Raw genomic sequence first — 16,564 nt, 5'->3', positions numbered from 1 at the left:
AGACAAGATACCGTCCCTGTGAACCTTGCCTCCCCGTCTTCAGACCGCGCACGACGCCACGCCTCAACAATCGATATAAGGGTATTCGTGGGAATCAATCAGCCTGTCCTCCCGCCCCTCACGGCGGAAGCCGTGATCCGGGTGAAGGCCTTCTGATGTTCAAAGGTGCATTGGCGATCCTGCTGTCAATGCTGATCTCGTCACTGGGCGTGTCGGCGCATGCTGCGCCGGTGGATCTTCATGCTTCCATCTGCCTGGATGGTGCGGCGGGCATGGTGGAGCAGATCGACCATTCGGCCTACAGTATCCGGGGCTGCGGCATGCCGCCCCGCACCGACGGCTGGGTCTGGCTGCGTCTCTCCGACCCGTCGGTGCTGAAAGACCTCCCCTCGGGCTGGTCCCTCCTTCTCGACGAAAATCGTTTCGACCACATCACCGTCGCCGCGACCAACGGTGATGGCAGCATCCAGAGCTACAGCTATTCCGACGGCCATGTCGGCAATGACTGGGCTCCCGGCGGCCTGCTGCGTTTCCCCTTCGATTCGCCGGGCGTGGAAATCTCGAGCCTGTCGATCGGCTTTCATCATCTCGATGGCGCCCTCTTCATTCGGAAAGTCGAAGCCCGCACTCCCGATGACGAAGCGGCGCGGAGCACGGCGTGGCTGATCCTGATCGGGGTCATGATCGGCGCCCTGGTCTCCGCGATGGTCTATAATCTGGCCATCTATGACGGGCGGCGCGACCGCTTCCAGCTCTGGTATGCCGCGTGGACCGTCCTGGCGCTGGGCTACTGCCTCTCCTGGACCAATTTTCTCGGCATTTTCGACGACCGCCTGACCGGCCCACTGGCCGTCCGGCTCAGCGACTGTTTCCTGGGCGCGATGATCGCAGCCGGAACCATGCTCCTGCTCACGCTTATCGAGGCCGACGCGCGCCACCGGCGCCTGCTGTGGACAGGCTATGTCCTGACCGCGCTCTCTACCGTCGCCGGCTTCATCGCGGCGGCGGACATGCTATTTCCGCCGATCTTGACCGATCGCCTGTTCAATGGCGTTCTGATTCTGGACGTACTGTGGATCGCCGCGACGATTACGGTCGCCATCCGCAGGCAAAGCCGGATCATCTGGTTCTTCCTGCTGGGCTGGCTGCCCGTCATCTCGGTCTTCGCCCTGCGGCTTGCCCGCAATATGGGGTTCCTGCCCCAGAACGACGCGATCGACATGGCAAGCTTCGCCTGCGTCGCCTTCGAATCCGTCGCCCTGTCCGTCACGATCGCCTACCGCCTGCGCGACATAGCACGCGCGCGCGACAATGCGGCCCGCACGATGGCCATCATGCAGACCGAGGCCGAAACGCTCCGGCGCGCGGCAATGACCGACCACCTGACCCAGTTGGGCAACCGCGCCGCCTTCCAGGCCGCCCTCGAACAGGCCGATCCGCTCTCCACCCTGCTCCTGGTCGACATGGATCATCTTAAATCGGTCAACGATTCCTACGGGCAGGAACTGGGCGACAACCTGCTGCGCCATATGGCCATCCGCCTCAGCCAGATCGTTCCCGACGGCACCGTCCTCGCGCGACTGGGGGGTGACGAGTTCGGCATCCTCGTACCTCAGCCCCTGGCCCAGACGATGCTCGAACGGATCGATGCCCTTCAGGGCGAGCCCTGGTCCCAGTCAGGGCGCACCCTGTCGCTCTGGTTCAGCGTGGGACAGTGCGACTGCACCGGCTCCCCCGCCTCCGCCATGCACCGGGCGGACCGGGCGCTCTACTGGGCCAAGCAGCGCGGCGGCGGCCGTCGGCAGCCCTACACCCTGGAATTCGACCGCGCAGACTCGCTCGCCGCACGCCTGCTGGCCGACGCGCCGCGTGCCTTGGCGGCAGGAGAGTTCGTGCTCTACTACCAGCCCCTGGTCGATCTCCAGACCGGCCGGCAACGCGGCAACGAAGCCCTGCTCCGCTGGAACCACCCCGAACTCGGCCTGCTGGCCCCACCGGATTTCCAGATCCTGCTGACGGACGATACGATCGGCCCCCTCCTGCAGGACGAAGTCATCTCCATCGCCCTGGCTGCACTGTCCACGGTCGGCGACGGACTGGCCTATATCGCGGTGAATTTCACCGGCGTGCATCTGCGCGGCGCGGCAGCGGGACGGCACATCCTCAACCGCATGCAGGAAGCCGGGGTCCCGCCCCACCGGCTCTGCGTCGAGGTCACCGAAGGCATCGCCCTCGACCATGCGTCCGACGAGATTGCCGAGGCCCTGCATATCCTGCACACGGCAGGCGTCCGCATCGCGTTCGACGATTTCGGCACCGGCTTTGCCTCCCTGGTCCATCTGCTGCGCTTCCCGGTCGACATCATCAAGATCGACCGCTCCTTCGTCTGCCAACTCACGATGCCGGCCCGTAACGCGCACGAGATCGTCCGCTCGATCATCTCGCTCGGCAAGGCGCTGGACAAACAGGTCGTCGCCGAAGGAATCGAGACGGAAGCCCAGGCCGCCATCCTGCGCGAACTGGGCTGCGATTACGGACAGGGCTATCTTTTCGCCCGCCCCGGCCCGCTTCTCCAGCCGCCGATCTACTGGCCCGTGCTCGACGAAAGTCACGGATAGCGGCCGTGTCCTTTCAATCCGCAAAGACCAGCCCGCTCCATGTCCCGACCGGCTGGGCGGCCCTGTTCTCCGGCGGCAATGCCGCGCGCTCCATCACACTGTCCGCCGGCGTCGTCCTGCATGCCATCAATCTGTATATGGCCATGACCGTGCTGCCCTCGGCGGTACGCGATATCGGCGGCATGCGTTATTACACGTGGAACACATCGCTTTTCGTCGCCGCCTCGATCATCGGCTCGTCGCTGTCGGCGCGCGCGCTCGGCCGCTTTGGCCCACGCACCGCCTACGGCATCGCTACCGCGATCTTCGCCACCGGCGCCGTACTCTGCGCCACCGCCCCGGCCATGCCGGTGATGCTGGCCGGCCGCGTAATGCAGGGCATCGGCTCGGGCCTGCTGGTCTCGATGGCGTATGCCGTCATCCGGCTGGTCTTCCCGCCCGGCCTGTGGCCACGGGCGATGAGCATGCTGTCCTCGATGTGGGGCGTCGCCACGCTGATCGGCCCCGCCATCGGCGGCCTGTTCGCCGGCCTTGGCGCCTGGCGCATGGCCTTCTGGACACTCGCGGCCCTCTGCATCCCCTTCGTTCTGCTGGCCATCAGCGTGCTGCCCCGCACGACCGGCACCCAGCCCGCCGGCCGCCCCGGCGTCGCGTGGGCGCAGATCGCGCTGATGGTCGGTTCAGTCCTTTGCCTGTCGGTGGCGGGTGCCAGCCCGCATGTCTGGGCCAATCTGGCCGGATGCCTCGTCGTGCTCGGCCTGTTCGCCGGCCTCGCCTATCTCGACCGTCACCACCGCACGCGCCTGCTGCCCGCCGGCGCACTCACCTGGGGCTCCGCCCTCGCCCCCCTCTACGCTTTGATGGGCTGCCTGGCCCTGACTGTGGAAGTCATCGAGATCTTCGCGCCACTCTTCCTGCAGGACCTCCACCACCAATCCCCGCTCACCGCCGGCTATCTCTCGGTGCTGATGGCCGCCGGCTGGTCCACCGGCGCCATCCTCAACGCCGGCGCCCCGCCGCCCCGCGTGGCGCGCGCCCTCGTCGCCGCCCCCGCGCTGGGCCTGGCAGGCATCCTCTTCCTGGCGTTCTATCTGTCCACACCCACCAATGGCGCATGGCCGGCAATGCTGCCCGTCTGCCTCGCCTTCCTGACCGTCGGGCTCGGGGTCGGGGCAGCCTGGCCACACCTGCTCACCCGCGTGCTCATGGTCGCCCAGCCCGCCGACCGCGATCTCGCTTCGGCCTCGCTGACCACGGTGCAACTCTACACGACGGCCCTGGCCGGAGCCTGGGCGGGCATGATCGCGAACATCGCCGGCCTGGCGGACGGCAACGTGGCCGGCATCGAACGGGCCACCTTCTGGGTTTTCGCGCTATTTGCTCTCATCCCGGCCAGCGGCATCGTGGTGGCGCAATGTATCGCCCGCGCGACCAGGGCGCGCTAAACGCCCTCACTTCCATCGCTCACACCGCGCCCCCTCTCCGAAGGCTTCCGAACAACCTGTAGCCGTCGCACGCCCACAAACACGTCCGATATAAGGCGCGCGTCATCCTGTTTGACAAACTTTGTAATGATCGTGGCTTTTCGGCAACGTCTTCAAACCTTCATGGGTCATCCGTCTCCTCATTCCGGTAAGAGCGCCGCGTCAATTCGCCCTGATCGGAAGAGACCGGAATGCAGCCAACATTCTTATCCAGACATCTGAAAAAAGCCGTTCCCTCTGCCGCGTCTCGCCGCTGCACCCTGCTGGCCACGACCTTGCTGGCCATGAGCATGGCATCGGCTCACGCGGCATCGACCGATACGACCACGCAGGGTCCGACGCCGCGTCGAAACGCGGTGCAAAAGGCCCCGGCACCGACTGCAACCCCCGCTCCGGCAACCGAGCAGATCATCTCCACAGCGCACCGCACCCGCTCCGAGCAGAGCGTGAGCCATGTGCAGATGCAGCGTATGCTGCCGGGCATGAGCCCGGTGAAGGCCCTGGAAATCCTTCCCGGCGTGGTGTTCGAAAACGCCGATCCCTGGGGAAATAACGAACAGAATTCATCGCTGTTCATCCACGGCTTCAACCAGAACCAGCTCGGCTTCACGCTCGACGGCATGCCGCTGGGCGACCAGTCCTACGGCAATTACAACGGCCTGACGCCCCAGCGCGCGGCCATCAGCGAAGTCATGGGCGGTGCGTCGGTCTCCACGGGCGCCGGCGCGCTGGGCACGGCCTCGACCAGCAACCTGGGCGGCACGCTGGAATTCCAGACGCAGGACCCGATGCACCGGGCTGGCGGCCAGTTGAACCAGACATTCGGCAGTTGGTCCACGTTCCGCACCTTCGCGCGCATCGACACCGGCGATTTCGGCAACGGCAATTCGGCCTATGTCGCCTGGGCCCGCCAGGACGCCCGCGCCTGGGATTTCGCAGGCCACCAGGGCGGCAACCAAGTCAACGCCAAGTTCGTCCACGAGGACGACAACAACAAGATCACCAGCTTCTTCGACTGGTCGGACAAGGTCGAGCCGAACGAAGACAGCATCTACGACCCCCAATACACAACACTTTACAAAAAACCCTTTATCTATCCCAATCTGAATGAAGCTCTGAAATACTACAACTCCTCCGCATACAAGGACGCCGGCCTGAATTACCGGAACTACTATTCCGCGGCCCAGCGCGAGGACTTTCTGGCCTACACCAAATGGACGCATGATTTCTCAAGAAATCTGCATTGGGACAACCAGATCTACTATCATCATGACGGTGGCGAGGGCGTCGTGGCGGGGCCGATCTCGGCGGCCGGCCTGCCTGCCCTCTTCAGCGCCTATTACCCCACCTATTCCTCCTCGCAGCTTTCCGAGGTCTTCGGCGGCAGCGGCATGGCCACCCGCACGACCGAATACTGGGACAATCGCGGTGGCCTGATCTCGACCCTGCGCTACAAGCTGGGCAACCACCATATCGAACTGGGCGGCTGGTACGAGCGCAACAACAACACTCAGGCCCGCCGCTGGTATCCGTTCTCGGCCTCCGACCCGACCACGCCCTACGAGCGGCAGCAGAACCCGCTGATCCATCAATACACCAACTATTTCTACACCAATACCTGGACCACACACCTTCAGGACACCTGGCAGGTTTCGAAGAATTTCTCGCTGAACGCCGGCTTCAAGTCCGAACTGGTCTACACGAACGGCACCCTGCCGGTCGCGAGCAAGACCGGCTCGACCGTTCCGGGCGGCACCATCGCGGCGGTCAAGCCGTTCCTGCCCGCCTTCGGCGCATTGTGGAACATCACACCGCACGAACAATGGTTCGCGAACATTCAGGAAAACATGCGGGCTTTCCAGGCCGAAGGCACCGGAAACGCCACGCCCTGGGGCGTCACCACGCAGGAAGCGTTCGACCATTTCCGCGAGCATGGGCATCCGGAAACGTCATGGACCTACGAGACCGGCCTGCGCACCAACCGCGACATCTCGTTCGGCCCCCTGACGCATATCAGCGGCCAGCTCGAATATTATCACGTTCACTTCTCGAACCGCCTGCTGTCCGTCGCTTCCGCGCCCAACCTGTCCTGGATCGTCGGCAGCGCCAACATCCTGACCAACGTGGGCTCGGTCTCGACCGACGGCATGGATTTCTCCTTCACCACGCAGTTCGGCCGTCATTTCTCGTTCTATAACGCGCTGTCCTATAACAAGTCGGTCTATAACGACAATTATTCGACAGGCACGTCGATCGTGCCTACGGCCGGCAAGAATGTCGCGGGCGTGCCGAACTGGACCGAAAAATTCGTGGCCTCGACCAACTGGGGCGCGTTCAACGCCCAGTTCATCGGCGATGTCATCGGCAAGCGCTACACCACCTACACCAACGACCAGCATGTCGGCGGCTACGCCCTGTTCAGCCTGAACGCGGGCTACACCATCCACGGCATTCCCCATGTGCGCGGCCTGAAAATACAGGGCAACATCACCAATCTGACCAATACGAAGGGCTGGTCGACGCTCAGCATCGGCAACGCCTCGACCACATACTCGGCCTACCCGATCGCGCCGCGCATGTATTTCCTGACCGTGGGCGCCGAATTCTGACGCGCCCCAAACACAAACGGCCGCCCCACAGGGGCGGCCGTCCAGACCGACAGACCGATCTCTGCCGATAACGCCGCGCCGCTTTCACAAGCGGCGCGGCGCGTCGTCATTACGCAACCCGGCGCGAACCACCACCGCGATGCTGCCCGCCACCCGAGCGGGACTGGTTGCGGCCACCGCCGCCACCCCCACGACCCCGGCCACCACCGCCGCCGAGCACCGGCGGACGCATGGTCGATTTCTCGGCCGCTTCCGAATGGTAGGGATGTTCCATCACGACCGGGATCGACTTGCCGATCGCCTTCTCGATGTCGCGCAGCCACGCCCGCTGCTCGGCATCGCACAGCGACACCGCCCAGCCCTCGCGTCCGGCACGCGCCGTCCGGCCGATCCGGTGGACATAGCTTTCCGGCACGTTGGGCAGGTCGTAGTTGAAGACGTGCGTCACGTCGTCCACGTCGATGCCGCGCGCCGCGATGTCGGTCGCCACCAGCACCTTGACGGCGCCGGAGCGGAAGCCCGACATCGCCCGCTCGCGCGCACCCTGCGACTTGTTGCCGTGAATCGCCTCGGCCACGATGCCATGGTCGTTCAGGAAGGCGGCAACCTTGTTGGCTTCATGCTTCATCAGCGTGAACACCACGGCGCGCTCGACCTTGGGCGAATCCACCAGCATCTGCAGCGCATCGCGCTTCTTGTCGGTATCGACGAACATCACCGCCTGGCGGATCCGGTCGACGGTGCTGGACGGCGGCGTCACCTGCACAGTGGCCGGATCGCGCAGCAGGCCGTGCGCCAGTTCGGCGATGCTGCGCGGCATGGTAGCCGAGAACAGCAGCGTCTGCCGGTCGCGCGGCAGTTCGGCCACGATGCGGCGGATGTCGCGGACGAAGCCCATGTCCAGCATCCGGTCGGCTTCGTCCAGTACCAGCACTTCCAGGCCCGACAGGTCGATATGGCCCTGACCCATCAGGTCCAGCAGGCGGCCGGGGGCCGCGACCAGCACGTCCACGCCACGGCGCATCGCCTCGACCTGCCGGCCCTGGCCGACGCCGCCGAAGATCACGGCATGGCTCAGGCGCATATGGCGCGCATAGGCCTTGAAGCTCTCGTCGATCTGCGACGCCAGTTCGCGCGTCGGCGCCAGCACCAGCACGCGCGCGCCCTTGGGGGCCGCACGGCGCTGATGGGTGAGCAGCCGGTGCAGGATCGGCAGCGCGAAAGCCGCCGTCTTGCCGGTGCCCGTCTGCGCCAGTCCCAGCAGGTCCCGGCCGGCCAGCAGGTGCGGGATGGCCCCGGCCTGGATGGGGGTCGGGTTGGTGTATCCCTCCTCGTTCAGCGCACGCAGCAACGGCTCGGCAAGCTGAAGGTCGGCAAAAGTCGTCATGAAATGAAGCGCCTCCGGGCACTCGGCAAAGGCCGGATTCCTCACGACAGGATGAGCATCCGGAAAACTCGAAAGAAGAACACGACGCACGGCCCGCGTCCCTGCAAAGGCAGGACACGCTGTCATTCACCGTAATCCGTGGGTCAGAAAGGGTCTCTTGTCCGTCCAGTCCGTGCCCCCCGCATCAATAAGGCACGCGCGTACAAGTCCAGATACGGGACAGGCGGGGACCGTCCACGGCCGGGCTTCTACCCGCATGCCATCCCCACCGCAAGTCCTTATTCCAGATGGCTGCCCAGCGGCCCCGCCCGAGCGCCTAGGCCGGAGGCGTGTCGTGCAGCCGCCGCGCCAGCCTCATCGCCCCGTCGATGGCGTCACCCTTCGGCGCCGACAGCCCGGCCTGCGTGGCAGCGGAAAGATAGGGCAGCAGCACGGGCCCCAACCCGCCCAGCAGGCAGCAGGGCAAGGATGCGAACCCCTCCACCGCACGCAGGGCCTGTAGCAGCAGTTCGATCTCCGCCCCGGCCCGGCCCAGCAGGCCCCGCGCCTCCGCGTCCCCGTCCCTGGCCAGCGCGCCGACCATCGGTACCAGCGCGGCAAAATCGGTGGCCCGGGCTCCGACCGCCCACAGCATCGGGTCCGCCCCTCCGTCCGCCAGCCGCGCCCGCACGGCCTCGCTCAACAAGGTGCGGGGAATGCGGCCATCGCCGGCGCGCAGCATCAACCGGATGGCCTGCAGCCCGATCCAGGCACCGCCGCCTTCATCCCCCTGCGGAAAGCCCCAGCCGCCGACCCGCCGCGTCGCCCCGCCGGCAATGGCCAGCCCGACCGTGCCGGTCCCGGCCGCGATCATCGCACCGTTCGCGCCCGCATGCGCCCCCACGCAGGACGTATAGGCATCCGAGACGATCCGCAGCCGCGCGAACATCGCCGGCCGGGCGTTGAACCGCGCCACCGCCCCGGTCACTTCGGCCCCTGCCAGCCCGGCCACAGCGATCAACCGGCAATCCGCCCCCAGCAGCCCGACGCGCGACAGCGCCAGGTCCAGCGCCTGCTGAATCGACTCCCGCGCCGGCCCGGCATCGAGGGCGATATTGGCCGGGCCGCCGTCGCCATCGGCCAGCACCGTGCCCTCGGGCGTCGCCAGCCGCAGGCGCGTCCGCGTCCCACCGCCATCGATCCCGACCAGAAGCGTGCGGACCGTCACGCGCGGTCCATCCCATCCTGTCGCATCATTTCAGCGTCCCCGGCGCCGCAGCAGGAACAGCGCCTGCTCGCCGAACAGGTTGGCCAGCCGGATGGAGCGGCGCCAGGGCGCGCGCTCGCCATCCTCGTCCACCGCCATCCACTGCTCGACCACATACCCCTCTTCCCGGCACAGCATCAGGAAGTCGAGGATGGTGCACGGGTGAATGTTCGGCGTCTGGTACCACGGCGTATGCCACACGGCGGTCATCGGCATGCGCCCGCTCGTCAGCAGCTTCAGCCGCAACTGCCAGTGGCCGAAATTGGGAAACGAGACGATGGCATGCCGCCCGATCCGCAGCATCTGGCGCAGCACCTCGCGCGGCCGCTCGACCGCCTGCAAGGTGCGCTGCAACACCACGTAATCGAAGGCTTCATCGGGATAATGCGCCAGATCGTGGTCGGCATCGCCATGCATCACCGGCAGCCCGTGCGCTACCGAGCGCGTCACCTCGCGCATGTCGATCTCGATCCCCCTCGCATCGCAGCCACGGGTGCGGAACAGATAATCCAGCAACGCCCCGTCACCGCTACCGATGTCGAGCACCCGCGTGCCGGGACGGATCATGTCGGCGATCAGCCGCTGGTCTAGGCGCATGGGTCAGCCGATCCGTGCATGTTCGGCAGCGCCGGAGAGAAAACCCCGCACCGTCCGGTCGAAATCCGGCTCGTCCAGCAGAAACGCATCATGCCCCTTGTCGCTGTCGATCTCGACGAACGACACGTTGGCCGCCGCCCGGTTCAGCGCCCGCGCCAGCAACCGCGCCTGCGAGGTCGGAAACAGCCAGTCGGAGGTGAACGAAACGATGCAGAAGCGCGTGCGCGTGCCATGGAAGGGCCGCGACGGGTCCCCGTCATGGTCGGCACCGAGGTCGAAATAATCCATGGCCCGGGTAATGGTCAGATAGGAATTGGCATCGAACCGCCGCACGAACGACGACCCCTGATGCCGCAGATAGCTCTCCACCTCGAAGATCTCGCCGAACAGCGACATCGCCCCCGCCTGGTTGTACGGGTCGCGCCGCACCCGGCGGCCGAACTTCCGCGTCAGCGCCTCTTCGGACAGATACGTGATGTGCGCCATCATCCGCGCCACCGCCAGCCCGCGCGCCGGTATCGCCCCCTGCTCCCAGTAGCGCCCGCCATGCCATTCGGGGTCGGCGAAGATCGCCTGCCGGCTCACCTCGTTGAAGGCGATATTCTGCGCCGAATGGAAGGGCGAGGTCGCGATGGGCATCGCCGCGAAGACCATCCCGGGAAAGGTCGCGGCCCATTCCAGAACCTGCATCCCGCCCATCGAGCCACCGACCACGGCGAACAGCCGGCTGATGCCCAGCGCATCGACCACCAGCTTCTGCGCCCGCACCATGTCGCGGATGGTGATCGGCGGAAAATCGGTGCCCCACGGCTCGCCCGGCATATCCGGGCGCGGATCGCGCGGCCCGGTCGAACCCATGCAGCCGCCCAGCACGTTCATGCAGATCACGAAGAACCGGTCGGTATCGATCGGCAGCCCCGGCCCGACCATGCGGCTCCACCATCCCGGCTTGCCGGTCAGCGGATGGGTCTCCGCCAGATACTGGTCGCCCGTCAGCGCATGGCAGACCACGATCGCATTGTCGCGCGCCGCCGACAGCGTGCCGTAGGTCCGATAGGCAACCCGGACCGGCGCCAGAAGAAAGCCGCATTCAAGCTGCATCCCCTCGGGAAACAGCATATGCGCATGTTCGATGTGGGCGGGCGTTGTCTGGTCCATTGCGCAGGCAGGCATTCCGTCATGAGCGATTGCGGGAAGCGGGCAATATCCCTGTCACGGTCCGGTCGTCCTATGGCACCAGCGCCCGCCGCACGCAACAGGCGCCTGCACCGCACCCGCACCACGCCCCCTCTCACAGGATCGTGCGCGGCCGCACGGGTCCCTCCCGCACGATGCCGCGTTAAGGTCGGGCACGCGGCCAACCATCGAAGGAACCGACGCCATGACCATCAAGAAATTCGGCACCGCCCACTGGGAAGGCAGCATCAAGGAGGGCAAAGGCACCGTCTCGACCGAAAGCGGCGCCCTGTCCGCCCAGCCCTACGGCTTCAACACCCGCTTCGAGGGCGTCGCCGGCACCAACCCCGAGGAACTGATCGGCGCCTCGCACGCAGCCTGCTTCGCCATGGCTCTCTCGGGCATCCTCGGCAGCGCCGGCCTCACCGCCACCGCGCTGGACGCGAAATCGGTCATCTCGCTGGAAAAGCAGGCCGACGGCTTCGCCGTCACCGCCGCCCACCTGACGCTGACGGCCACCATCCCCGGCGTCACCGAGGACCAGTTCCAGGAACTCGCCGCCAAGGCAAAGGCCGGCTGCCCGATCTCCAAGCTGCTCAAGGCCGAGATCACGCTGGAAGCGACGCTGAAGGCCTGAGCCTCTCACCCCCTGACCAAGCATGTGGGCTGCAAGCAAGAGCAGCCCACATAGCAGCCCCCGCCGTGTGTTTCCGGGCATCGGAGCAGAGCACCGATAGCACAGGAACGCGCGCCGGATCGCCGCCAGCGCGCATTGACGGTCAGACGGGGCGCGGGTCGTGCCCTGTCTGGCCGCGATGACGCAAGAGATGATCGGCGAGCACGCACGCCATCATCGCCTCGCCCACCGGCACGGCCCGGATCCCCACGCAAGGGTCATGCCGACCGCGCGTCGAAACCTCTACATTCTCCCCGCTCCGCGTCACCGACGGCACGGGCGTCAGAATCGAGCTGGTCGGCTTCACCGCAAACCGCGCCACCAGCGGCTGACCGGTCGAAATCCCGCCCAGCACACCGCCTGCATGATTGGCGCCGAAGACCAGCCGCCCGTCTTCCATCCGCATCGGATCGGCGTTTTCCTCACCGGTCAGCGCGGCGGCGGCGAACCCGTCCCCGATCTCGACCCCCTTCACGGCATTGATGCTCATCAGCGCCATCGCCAGGTCGGAATCCAGCTTGCCGTAAATCGGCGCCCCCAGCCCCGGCGGCACCCCTTCGGCCACGATCTCGACCACCGCGCCGACCGACGACCCGGCCTTGCGCACCGCGCCCAGATACTCTTCCCACACCGGCACCATCTGCGGGTCGGGGCAGAAGAACGGATTGTCCCCCACCACGTCCCAGTCCCAGCGCGCCCGGTCGACGGCATGGGGGCCGATCTGCACCAGCGCGCCACGAATCCGCACACCCGCGCCCAGCACCTGGCGCGCGACCGCACCCGCCGCCACCCGCATCGCCGTCTCGCGGGCCGAGGAGCGGCCGCCACCGCGATAATCGCGAATTCCGTATTTCAGGTCATAGGCCACATCGGCATGGCCCGGCCGGTAGCGTTCGGCGATATCGCCGTAATCGCGCGACCGCTGGTCCACATTGCGGATCAGCAGCGAAATCGGGGTTCCGGTCGTCCGCCCCTCGAACACGCCGGACAGGATCTCGACGCTATCGGGCTCCTGCCGCTGGGTGGTGAATTTCGACTGGCCAGGTCGCCGCTGGTCCAGCCAGGGCTGGATATCGGCCTCGGACAGCGCAATGCGCGGCGGGCAGCCATCGACCACACAGCCAATGGCCGGCCCATGACTCTCCCCCCAGGTCGTCACCCGAAACAGATGCCCGAAACTGTTATCCGACATATCCAGATCATCCCTTCACTAGGGGCCCAGCCTCTCCGCAAAACCTGATCGGAAATGTGGGCTGGTGCGCGAGAGTGCCGCAAAGCGGCACGCCCGTCGTGTGTTTCCGAGCACCGAAGCGGAGCGACCTCCAGGTCGTGAGCATCGGAGCACAGGAAACGCGCGTCGGATCGCCGCCAGCGCGCATTTACGGTCAGGTTTTCAGTCGTTGGTGACGCTGATGTCTGGCGCCTTGGGGTTCTTCATGCCCACGATGTTGTAGCCGCAATCCACATGATGGATCTCGCCGGTCACGCCACCCGACAGGTCGGAGAGCATGTACAGCCCCGCCCCGCCGACTTCTTCCAGCGCCACGTTGCGCTCCAGCGGCGCGTTATACTGGTTCCATTTCAGGATATAGCGGAAATCGCCGATCCCGTTGGCCGCCAGCGTCATGACCGGCCCGGCCGAGATGCCGTTGACGCGAATGCCGTCGCCACCCAGATCGGCGGCCATGTAGCGCACCGAGGCTTCCAGCGCCGCCTTGGCCACGCCCATGACGTTGTAATGCGGCATCACCTTCTCGGCGCCGAGATAGGAGAGGGTGAGAATCGAGCCGCCATTGGTCATCAGCCGCGCCGCCCGCCGCGCCACGGCGGTGAACGAGTAGCAGGAGATGTCCATCGCGGTCAGGAAGGCATCGCGCGGCGTGTCCAGGTACCGCCCGCGCAGGAACTGCTTGTCCGCCCAGCCGATGGCATGGACGAGGAAGTCGAGCTGCCCCCACTCTTCCTCGATGCGGGCGAACGCCTCGTCCATGGCCGCGTCGTCGGACACATCGCACGGCAGCACCAGCGACGAGCCCACGCGCTCGGCCAGCGGGCGGACGCGCTTGCCCAGCGCCTCGCCCTGGTAGGTAAAGGCCAGCTCGCCGCCCTGCGCCGCCACGGCATTGGCAATGCCCCAGGCGATCGAGCGGTCGTTGGCCACACCCATTACGAGGCCGCGCTTGCCCTTCATCAGGGTGCCGGCGGGCGGGGCTTTGGACGCGCCATCTGACATGATAGAATCCTCGGAATGGATGGAATATGGCATGATCGGATTGGCGCCGTGGTTGCACAAGCGCGCGCGTCGGACAAGGTCCGAGCGGCCGTGCAGCCCCGGTTTCACCGAATGCGTGGCATGCCGGCCATGTCTCCGCCTCCCGCCCGGCCAGAATGGGACCAACCGTCATGACCATGCCGCTGATCGACCTGGGCTCCGACCCGTTCGCCCTGTTCGCCCACTGGATGCGCGCAGCCGAAGCCGCCGAACCCAACGATCCCAATGCCATGGCCCTGGCCACGGCCACGCCCGACGGGCGCCCGTCGGTGCGGATGATCCTGCTGAAGGGCGCCGATCGGCGCGGCTTCGTCTTCTATACCAACCTTGAAAGCCGCAAGGCCGGCGAACTGGTCGAAAATCCGCAGGCCGCCCTGCTGTTCCACTGGAAGAGCCTGATGCGCCAGATCCGCATCGAAGGCCCGGTCGAACCGGTCACGGATGCTGAGGCCGATGCCTATTTCGCCAGCCGCTCGCGCCTGTCGCGGCTGGGCGCCATCGCCTCCGACCAGTCCCGTCCCCTGGCCGACCGGGCGCTGTTCGAACATCGACTGGCCGAGGAAGAGGCCCGCTACCCCGAAGGCGCGCCCATCCCCCGTCCCGCCGACTGGTCCGGCTTCCGCCTGATTCCGGATCGGATCGAATTCTGGCAGAATCGCGCCCACCGACTGCACGACCGGGCGGTCTGGCGCCGCCCGGCACCGGATGCGGCATGGGAGACCACGCGCCTCTACCCCTGACCCCTTCCGCCGTCCACGTTCCTGGGATTCTGGAGAATAACATTGAAAAATATACAGAAAGTCCTGCTACCTCTGAACGGAACATCCAATGCCGAGGCCGCCCTGGCCACGGCCCTGCTCTTCGCCCGGCAGTTCGGCGGCCACATCGCGGGGCTCCATGTGCGCGCCGACAGCCGCGACGTCGCCCCCCTGGCCGGCGAGGGCCTGTCGGGCGCGATGGTCGAAGACATGATGTCCGCCGCCGAGCGTGAAGGCTCCCGCCGTGCCCTGGCGGTGCGCGAGATCTTCGGCCAGTTCACCGCCGCCAACGGCGTGAAGGTCACGGACATGATCCCCCCCTTCTCCGGCAATCCCGTCGGCAGCGCCTCGGCCAGCCTCGTCACCATGACGGGCCGCGAGCATGAGGTCGTGACCTACCGCGCCCGCCTGTCCGACGTCACCGTGGTCCCTCATCCGGATTCGGGCGAGGAAATCTCGTCGTCCGAAACCCTGCACGCCATCCTGTTCGACAGCGGCCGCCCGGTCGTCATCGCCCCCCGCCGCGTGCCCGCCACCGCCGGCCGGCGGATCTGCATCGCCTGGAACGGCACGTCGGAATCCACGGCGGCCCTGCACCATATCCTGCCCTGGGCGGCCGAGGCCGAGGCCGTGCGCATCCTCTATTCCGGCGACTACCAGCGCCGTGGCCCCGAAGCGCGCGACGCCGCCGACTACCTGACCATCCACGGCATCCACGCCGACCTGGTGGAATTCGGCGACCCGGACGAGACGGTAGGCGCCAGCCTGCTGGCCGCCTGCCACGATTTCGGTGCCGACATGCTGGCCATGGGCGCCTATTCCCATTCCCGCCTGCGCCAGTTAATTCTCGGCGGCGTTACACGCCACGTTCTGGAGAATGCCGAAATACCCGTGCTGATGAGTCGTTGAGCGCCCGCCTCATAGGTGCCATGCCGAAAATACCACGACTATAAGACGTATATTTCACTTGAACATGGATTGAGGAATGGCTAAATCCCCCTCAAAGCACGATTACATCTCGTGCATTGAGGATATGGGTCTGCACCGTGGGTCTTGAGCCGTCGATCATCCATGCCATAGAAGCCGCCGGCGAAGATGCGCCGGCGATCCTGCGCGCGGCGCTGGGCGCCTCGCCCCGCGGGCGGATCGGCCTCGTCTCATCCTTCGGCACCGAATCCGCCGTCCTGCTGGCCATGGCAGCGGAGATCGATCCTTCGGTGCCGGTTCTGTTCCTGGAAACCGGGCAGCATTTCCCCGAGACGCTGGCCTATCGCGACCAGCTTGTCGCGCGGCTGGGCCTGACCGGCGTGCTGGACATCCACCCCGACCCGGCACAGATCGCAGCCCGCGACCCGCAAGGCCAGCTCTGGGCATTCGACCCCGACGCCTGCTGCGCCCTGCGCAAGGTCGAGCCGCTGGACGAGGCGATCATCCCCTTCGACGCCTGGATCACCGGCCGCAAGCGCAGCCAGGCCGCCACCCGCGCCCACCTGCCGGTCATCGAGCCCCAGGCGGACGGCCGTTTCAAGATCAACCCCCTGGCACGCTGGAACGCGGCGGAACTGGACGCGGAAATGACCCGCCGCGACCTGCCGCGCCACCCGCTGGCCGCCCAGGGCTATCGCTCGATCGGCTGCGCGCCCTGCACGCGGCCGGTCGCCGAGGGCGAGGACCCACGCGCCGGACGCTGGGCCGGACTGGCCAAGACCGAATGCGGCATCCACGTCTGACCACACGCCGC

The 16,564-nt window shown here is 66.5% G+C and carries 13 protein-coding genes; 7 read left to right on the top strand and 6 right to left on the bottom strand.

All coding sequences use genetic code 11. The features are described 5' to 3' along the window. The first annotated feature begins 155 nt into the window (after positions 1-155). From C7453_RS15385 to C7453_RS15375, 3 genes are all read left to right on the top strand, one after another. A complete protein-coding gene (locus tag C7453_RS15385; RefSeq protein ID WP_114728569.1) occupies positions 156-2,618 on the top strand; it encodes a putative bifunctional diguanylate cyclase/phosphodiesterase in 2,463 nt (820 codons plus the stop codon). 5 nt (positions 2,619-2,623) lie between these two features. After that, complete coding sequence (locus C7453_RS15380) at positions 2,624-4,063, top strand: MFS transporter (RefSeq protein WP_114728567.1); 1,440 nt, start codon at positions 2,624-2,626, stop codon at positions 4,061-4,063. A gap of 230 nt (positions 4,064-4,293) precedes the next feature. Next, entirely contained in the window at positions 4,294-6,711 is a 2,418-nt protein-coding gene (locus C7453_RS15375) for a TonB-dependent receptor (protein ID WP_245949076.1), read from the top strand. A 109-nt stretch (positions 6,712-6,820) separates the two neighbouring features. Here C7453_RS15375 and C7453_RS15370 read toward each other — a convergent pair whose 3' ends face one another. From C7453_RS15370 to metX, 4 genes are all read right to left on the bottom strand, one after another. Then, entirely contained in the window at positions 6,821-8,098 is a 1,278-nt protein-coding gene (locus C7453_RS15370; protein ID WP_114728666.1) for a DEAD/DEAH box helicase, read from the bottom strand. 316 nt (positions 8,099-8,414) lie between these two features. Further along, positions 8,415-9,305: a BadF/BadG/BcrA/BcrD ATPase family protein gene (locus C7453_RS15365; RefSeq protein ID WP_114728565.1), complete on the bottom strand. Its 891-nt coding sequence runs from the start codon at positions 9,303-9,305 to the stop codon at positions 8,415-8,417. Between the two features lie 30 nt (positions 9,306-9,335). Continuing rightward, positions 9,336-9,941 (bottom strand): methionine biosynthesis protein MetW, encoded by a 606-nt coding sequence (gene metW / locus C7453_RS15360; RefSeq protein ID WP_114728563.1) that lies wholly within the window; start codon positions 9,939-9,941, stop codon positions 9,336-9,338. Positions 9,942-9,944: 3 nt separating this feature from the next. Then, positions 9,945-11,099 (bottom strand): homoserine O-acetyltransferase MetX, encoded by a 1,155-nt coding sequence (metX, locus tag C7453_RS15355; RefSeq protein WP_114728561.1) that lies wholly within the window; start codon positions 11,097-11,099, stop codon positions 9,945-9,947. Positions 11,100-11,322: 223 nt separating this feature from the next. Here metX and C7453_RS15350 point away from each other — a divergent pair, with 223 nt between their 5' ends. Beyond that, positions 11,323-11,754 carry an OsmC family protein gene (locus C7453_RS15350; protein WP_114728559.1) on the top strand — a complete coding sequence of 144 codons (432 nt, stop codon included), beginning with the start codon at positions 11,323-11,325 and terminating at the stop codon, positions 11,752-11,754. Positions 11,755-11,896: 142 nt separating this feature from the next. Here C7453_RS15350 and aroC read toward each other — a convergent pair whose 3' ends face one another. Next, on the bottom strand, positions 11,897-12,985 hold the full coding sequence (gene aroC, locus C7453_RS15345) for a chorismate synthase (RefSeq protein WP_114728557.1): 1,089 nt from the start codon (positions 12,983-12,985) through the stop codon (positions 11,897-11,899). Between the two features lie 201 nt (positions 12,986-13,186). Continuing rightward, positions 13,187-14,026, bottom strand: a complete 840-nt coding sequence (gene fabI / locus C7453_RS15340; protein WP_114728664.1) for an enoyl-ACP reductase FabI — start codon at positions 14,024-14,026, stop codon at positions 13,187-13,189. Positions 14,027-14,196: 170 nt separating this feature from the next. Here fabI and pdxH point away from each other — a divergent pair, with 170 nt between their 5' ends. The 3 genes from pdxH (at position 14,197) to C7453_RS15325 (ending at position 16,553) form a co-directional block, all read left to right on the top strand. Continuing rightward, positions 14,197-14,805 carry a pyridoxamine 5'-phosphate oxidase gene (pdxH, locus tag C7453_RS15335; protein ID WP_114728555.1) on the top strand — a complete coding sequence of 203 codons (609 nt, stop codon included), beginning with the start codon at positions 14,197-14,199 and terminating at the stop codon, positions 14,803-14,805. Positions 14,806-14,847: 42 nt separating this feature from the next. Next, positions 14,848-15,732: a universal stress protein gene (locus C7453_RS15330; RefSeq protein ID WP_114728553.1), complete on the top strand. Its 885-nt coding sequence runs from the start codon at positions 14,848-14,850 to the stop codon at positions 15,730-15,732. Between the two features lie 137 nt (positions 15,733-15,869). After that, positions 15,870-16,553, top strand: a complete 684-nt coding sequence (locus C7453_RS15325) for a phosphoadenylyl-sulfate reductase (protein ID WP_114728551.1) — start codon at positions 15,870-15,872, stop codon at positions 16,551-16,553. The last annotated feature ends 11 nt before the right edge of the window (positions 16,554-16,564 follow it).

Origin of the sequence: Gluconacetobacter liquefaciens (assembly GCF_003350405.1) — a bacterium.
Taxonomy (GTDB): domain Bacteria; phylum Pseudomonadota; class Alphaproteobacteria; order Acetobacterales; family Acetobacteraceae; genus Gluconacetobacter; species Gluconacetobacter liquefaciens.
Note: the sequence above shows the minus strand (reverse complement) of the source record. Positions and strands in the feature narration are given on the sequence as shown.

Excerpts from the sequence above, each read along its gene's own strand:
- C7453_RS15385 (WP_114728569.1), top strand. The coding sequence starts at position 156 with ATGTTCAAAGGTGCATTGGCGATCCTGCTGTCAATGCTGATCTCGTCA.
- C7453_RS15375 (WP_245949076.1), top strand. The coding sequence starts at position 4,294 with ATGCAGCCAACATTCTTATCCAGACATCTGAAAAAAGCCGTTCCCTCT.
- C7453_RS15370 (WP_114728666.1), bottom strand. The coding sequence starts at position 8,098 with ATGACGACTTTTGCCGACCTTCAGCTTGCCGAGCCGTTGCTGCGTGCG.
- metW (WP_114728563.1), bottom strand. The coding sequence starts at position 9,941 with ATGCGCCTAGACCAGCGGCTGATCGCCGACATGATCCGTCCCGGCACG.
- metX (WP_114728561.1), bottom strand. The coding sequence starts at position 11,099 with ATGGACCAGACAACGCCCGCCCACATCGAACATGCGCATATGCTGTTT.
- C7453_RS15350 (WP_114728559.1), top strand. The coding sequence starts at position 11,323 with ATGACCATCAAGAAATTCGGCACCGCCCACTGGGAAGGCAGCATCAAG.
- aroC (WP_114728557.1), bottom strand. The coding sequence starts at position 12,985 with ATGTCGGATAACAGTTTCGGGCATCTGTTTCGGGTGACGACCTGGGGG.
- fabI (WP_114728664.1), bottom strand. The coding sequence starts at position 14,026 with ATGTCAGATGGCGCGTCCAAAGCCCCGCCCGCCGGCACCCTGATGAAG.
- pdxH (WP_114728555.1), top strand. The coding sequence starts at position 14,197 with ATGACCATGCCGCTGATCGACCTGGGCTCCGACCCGTTCGCCCTGTTC.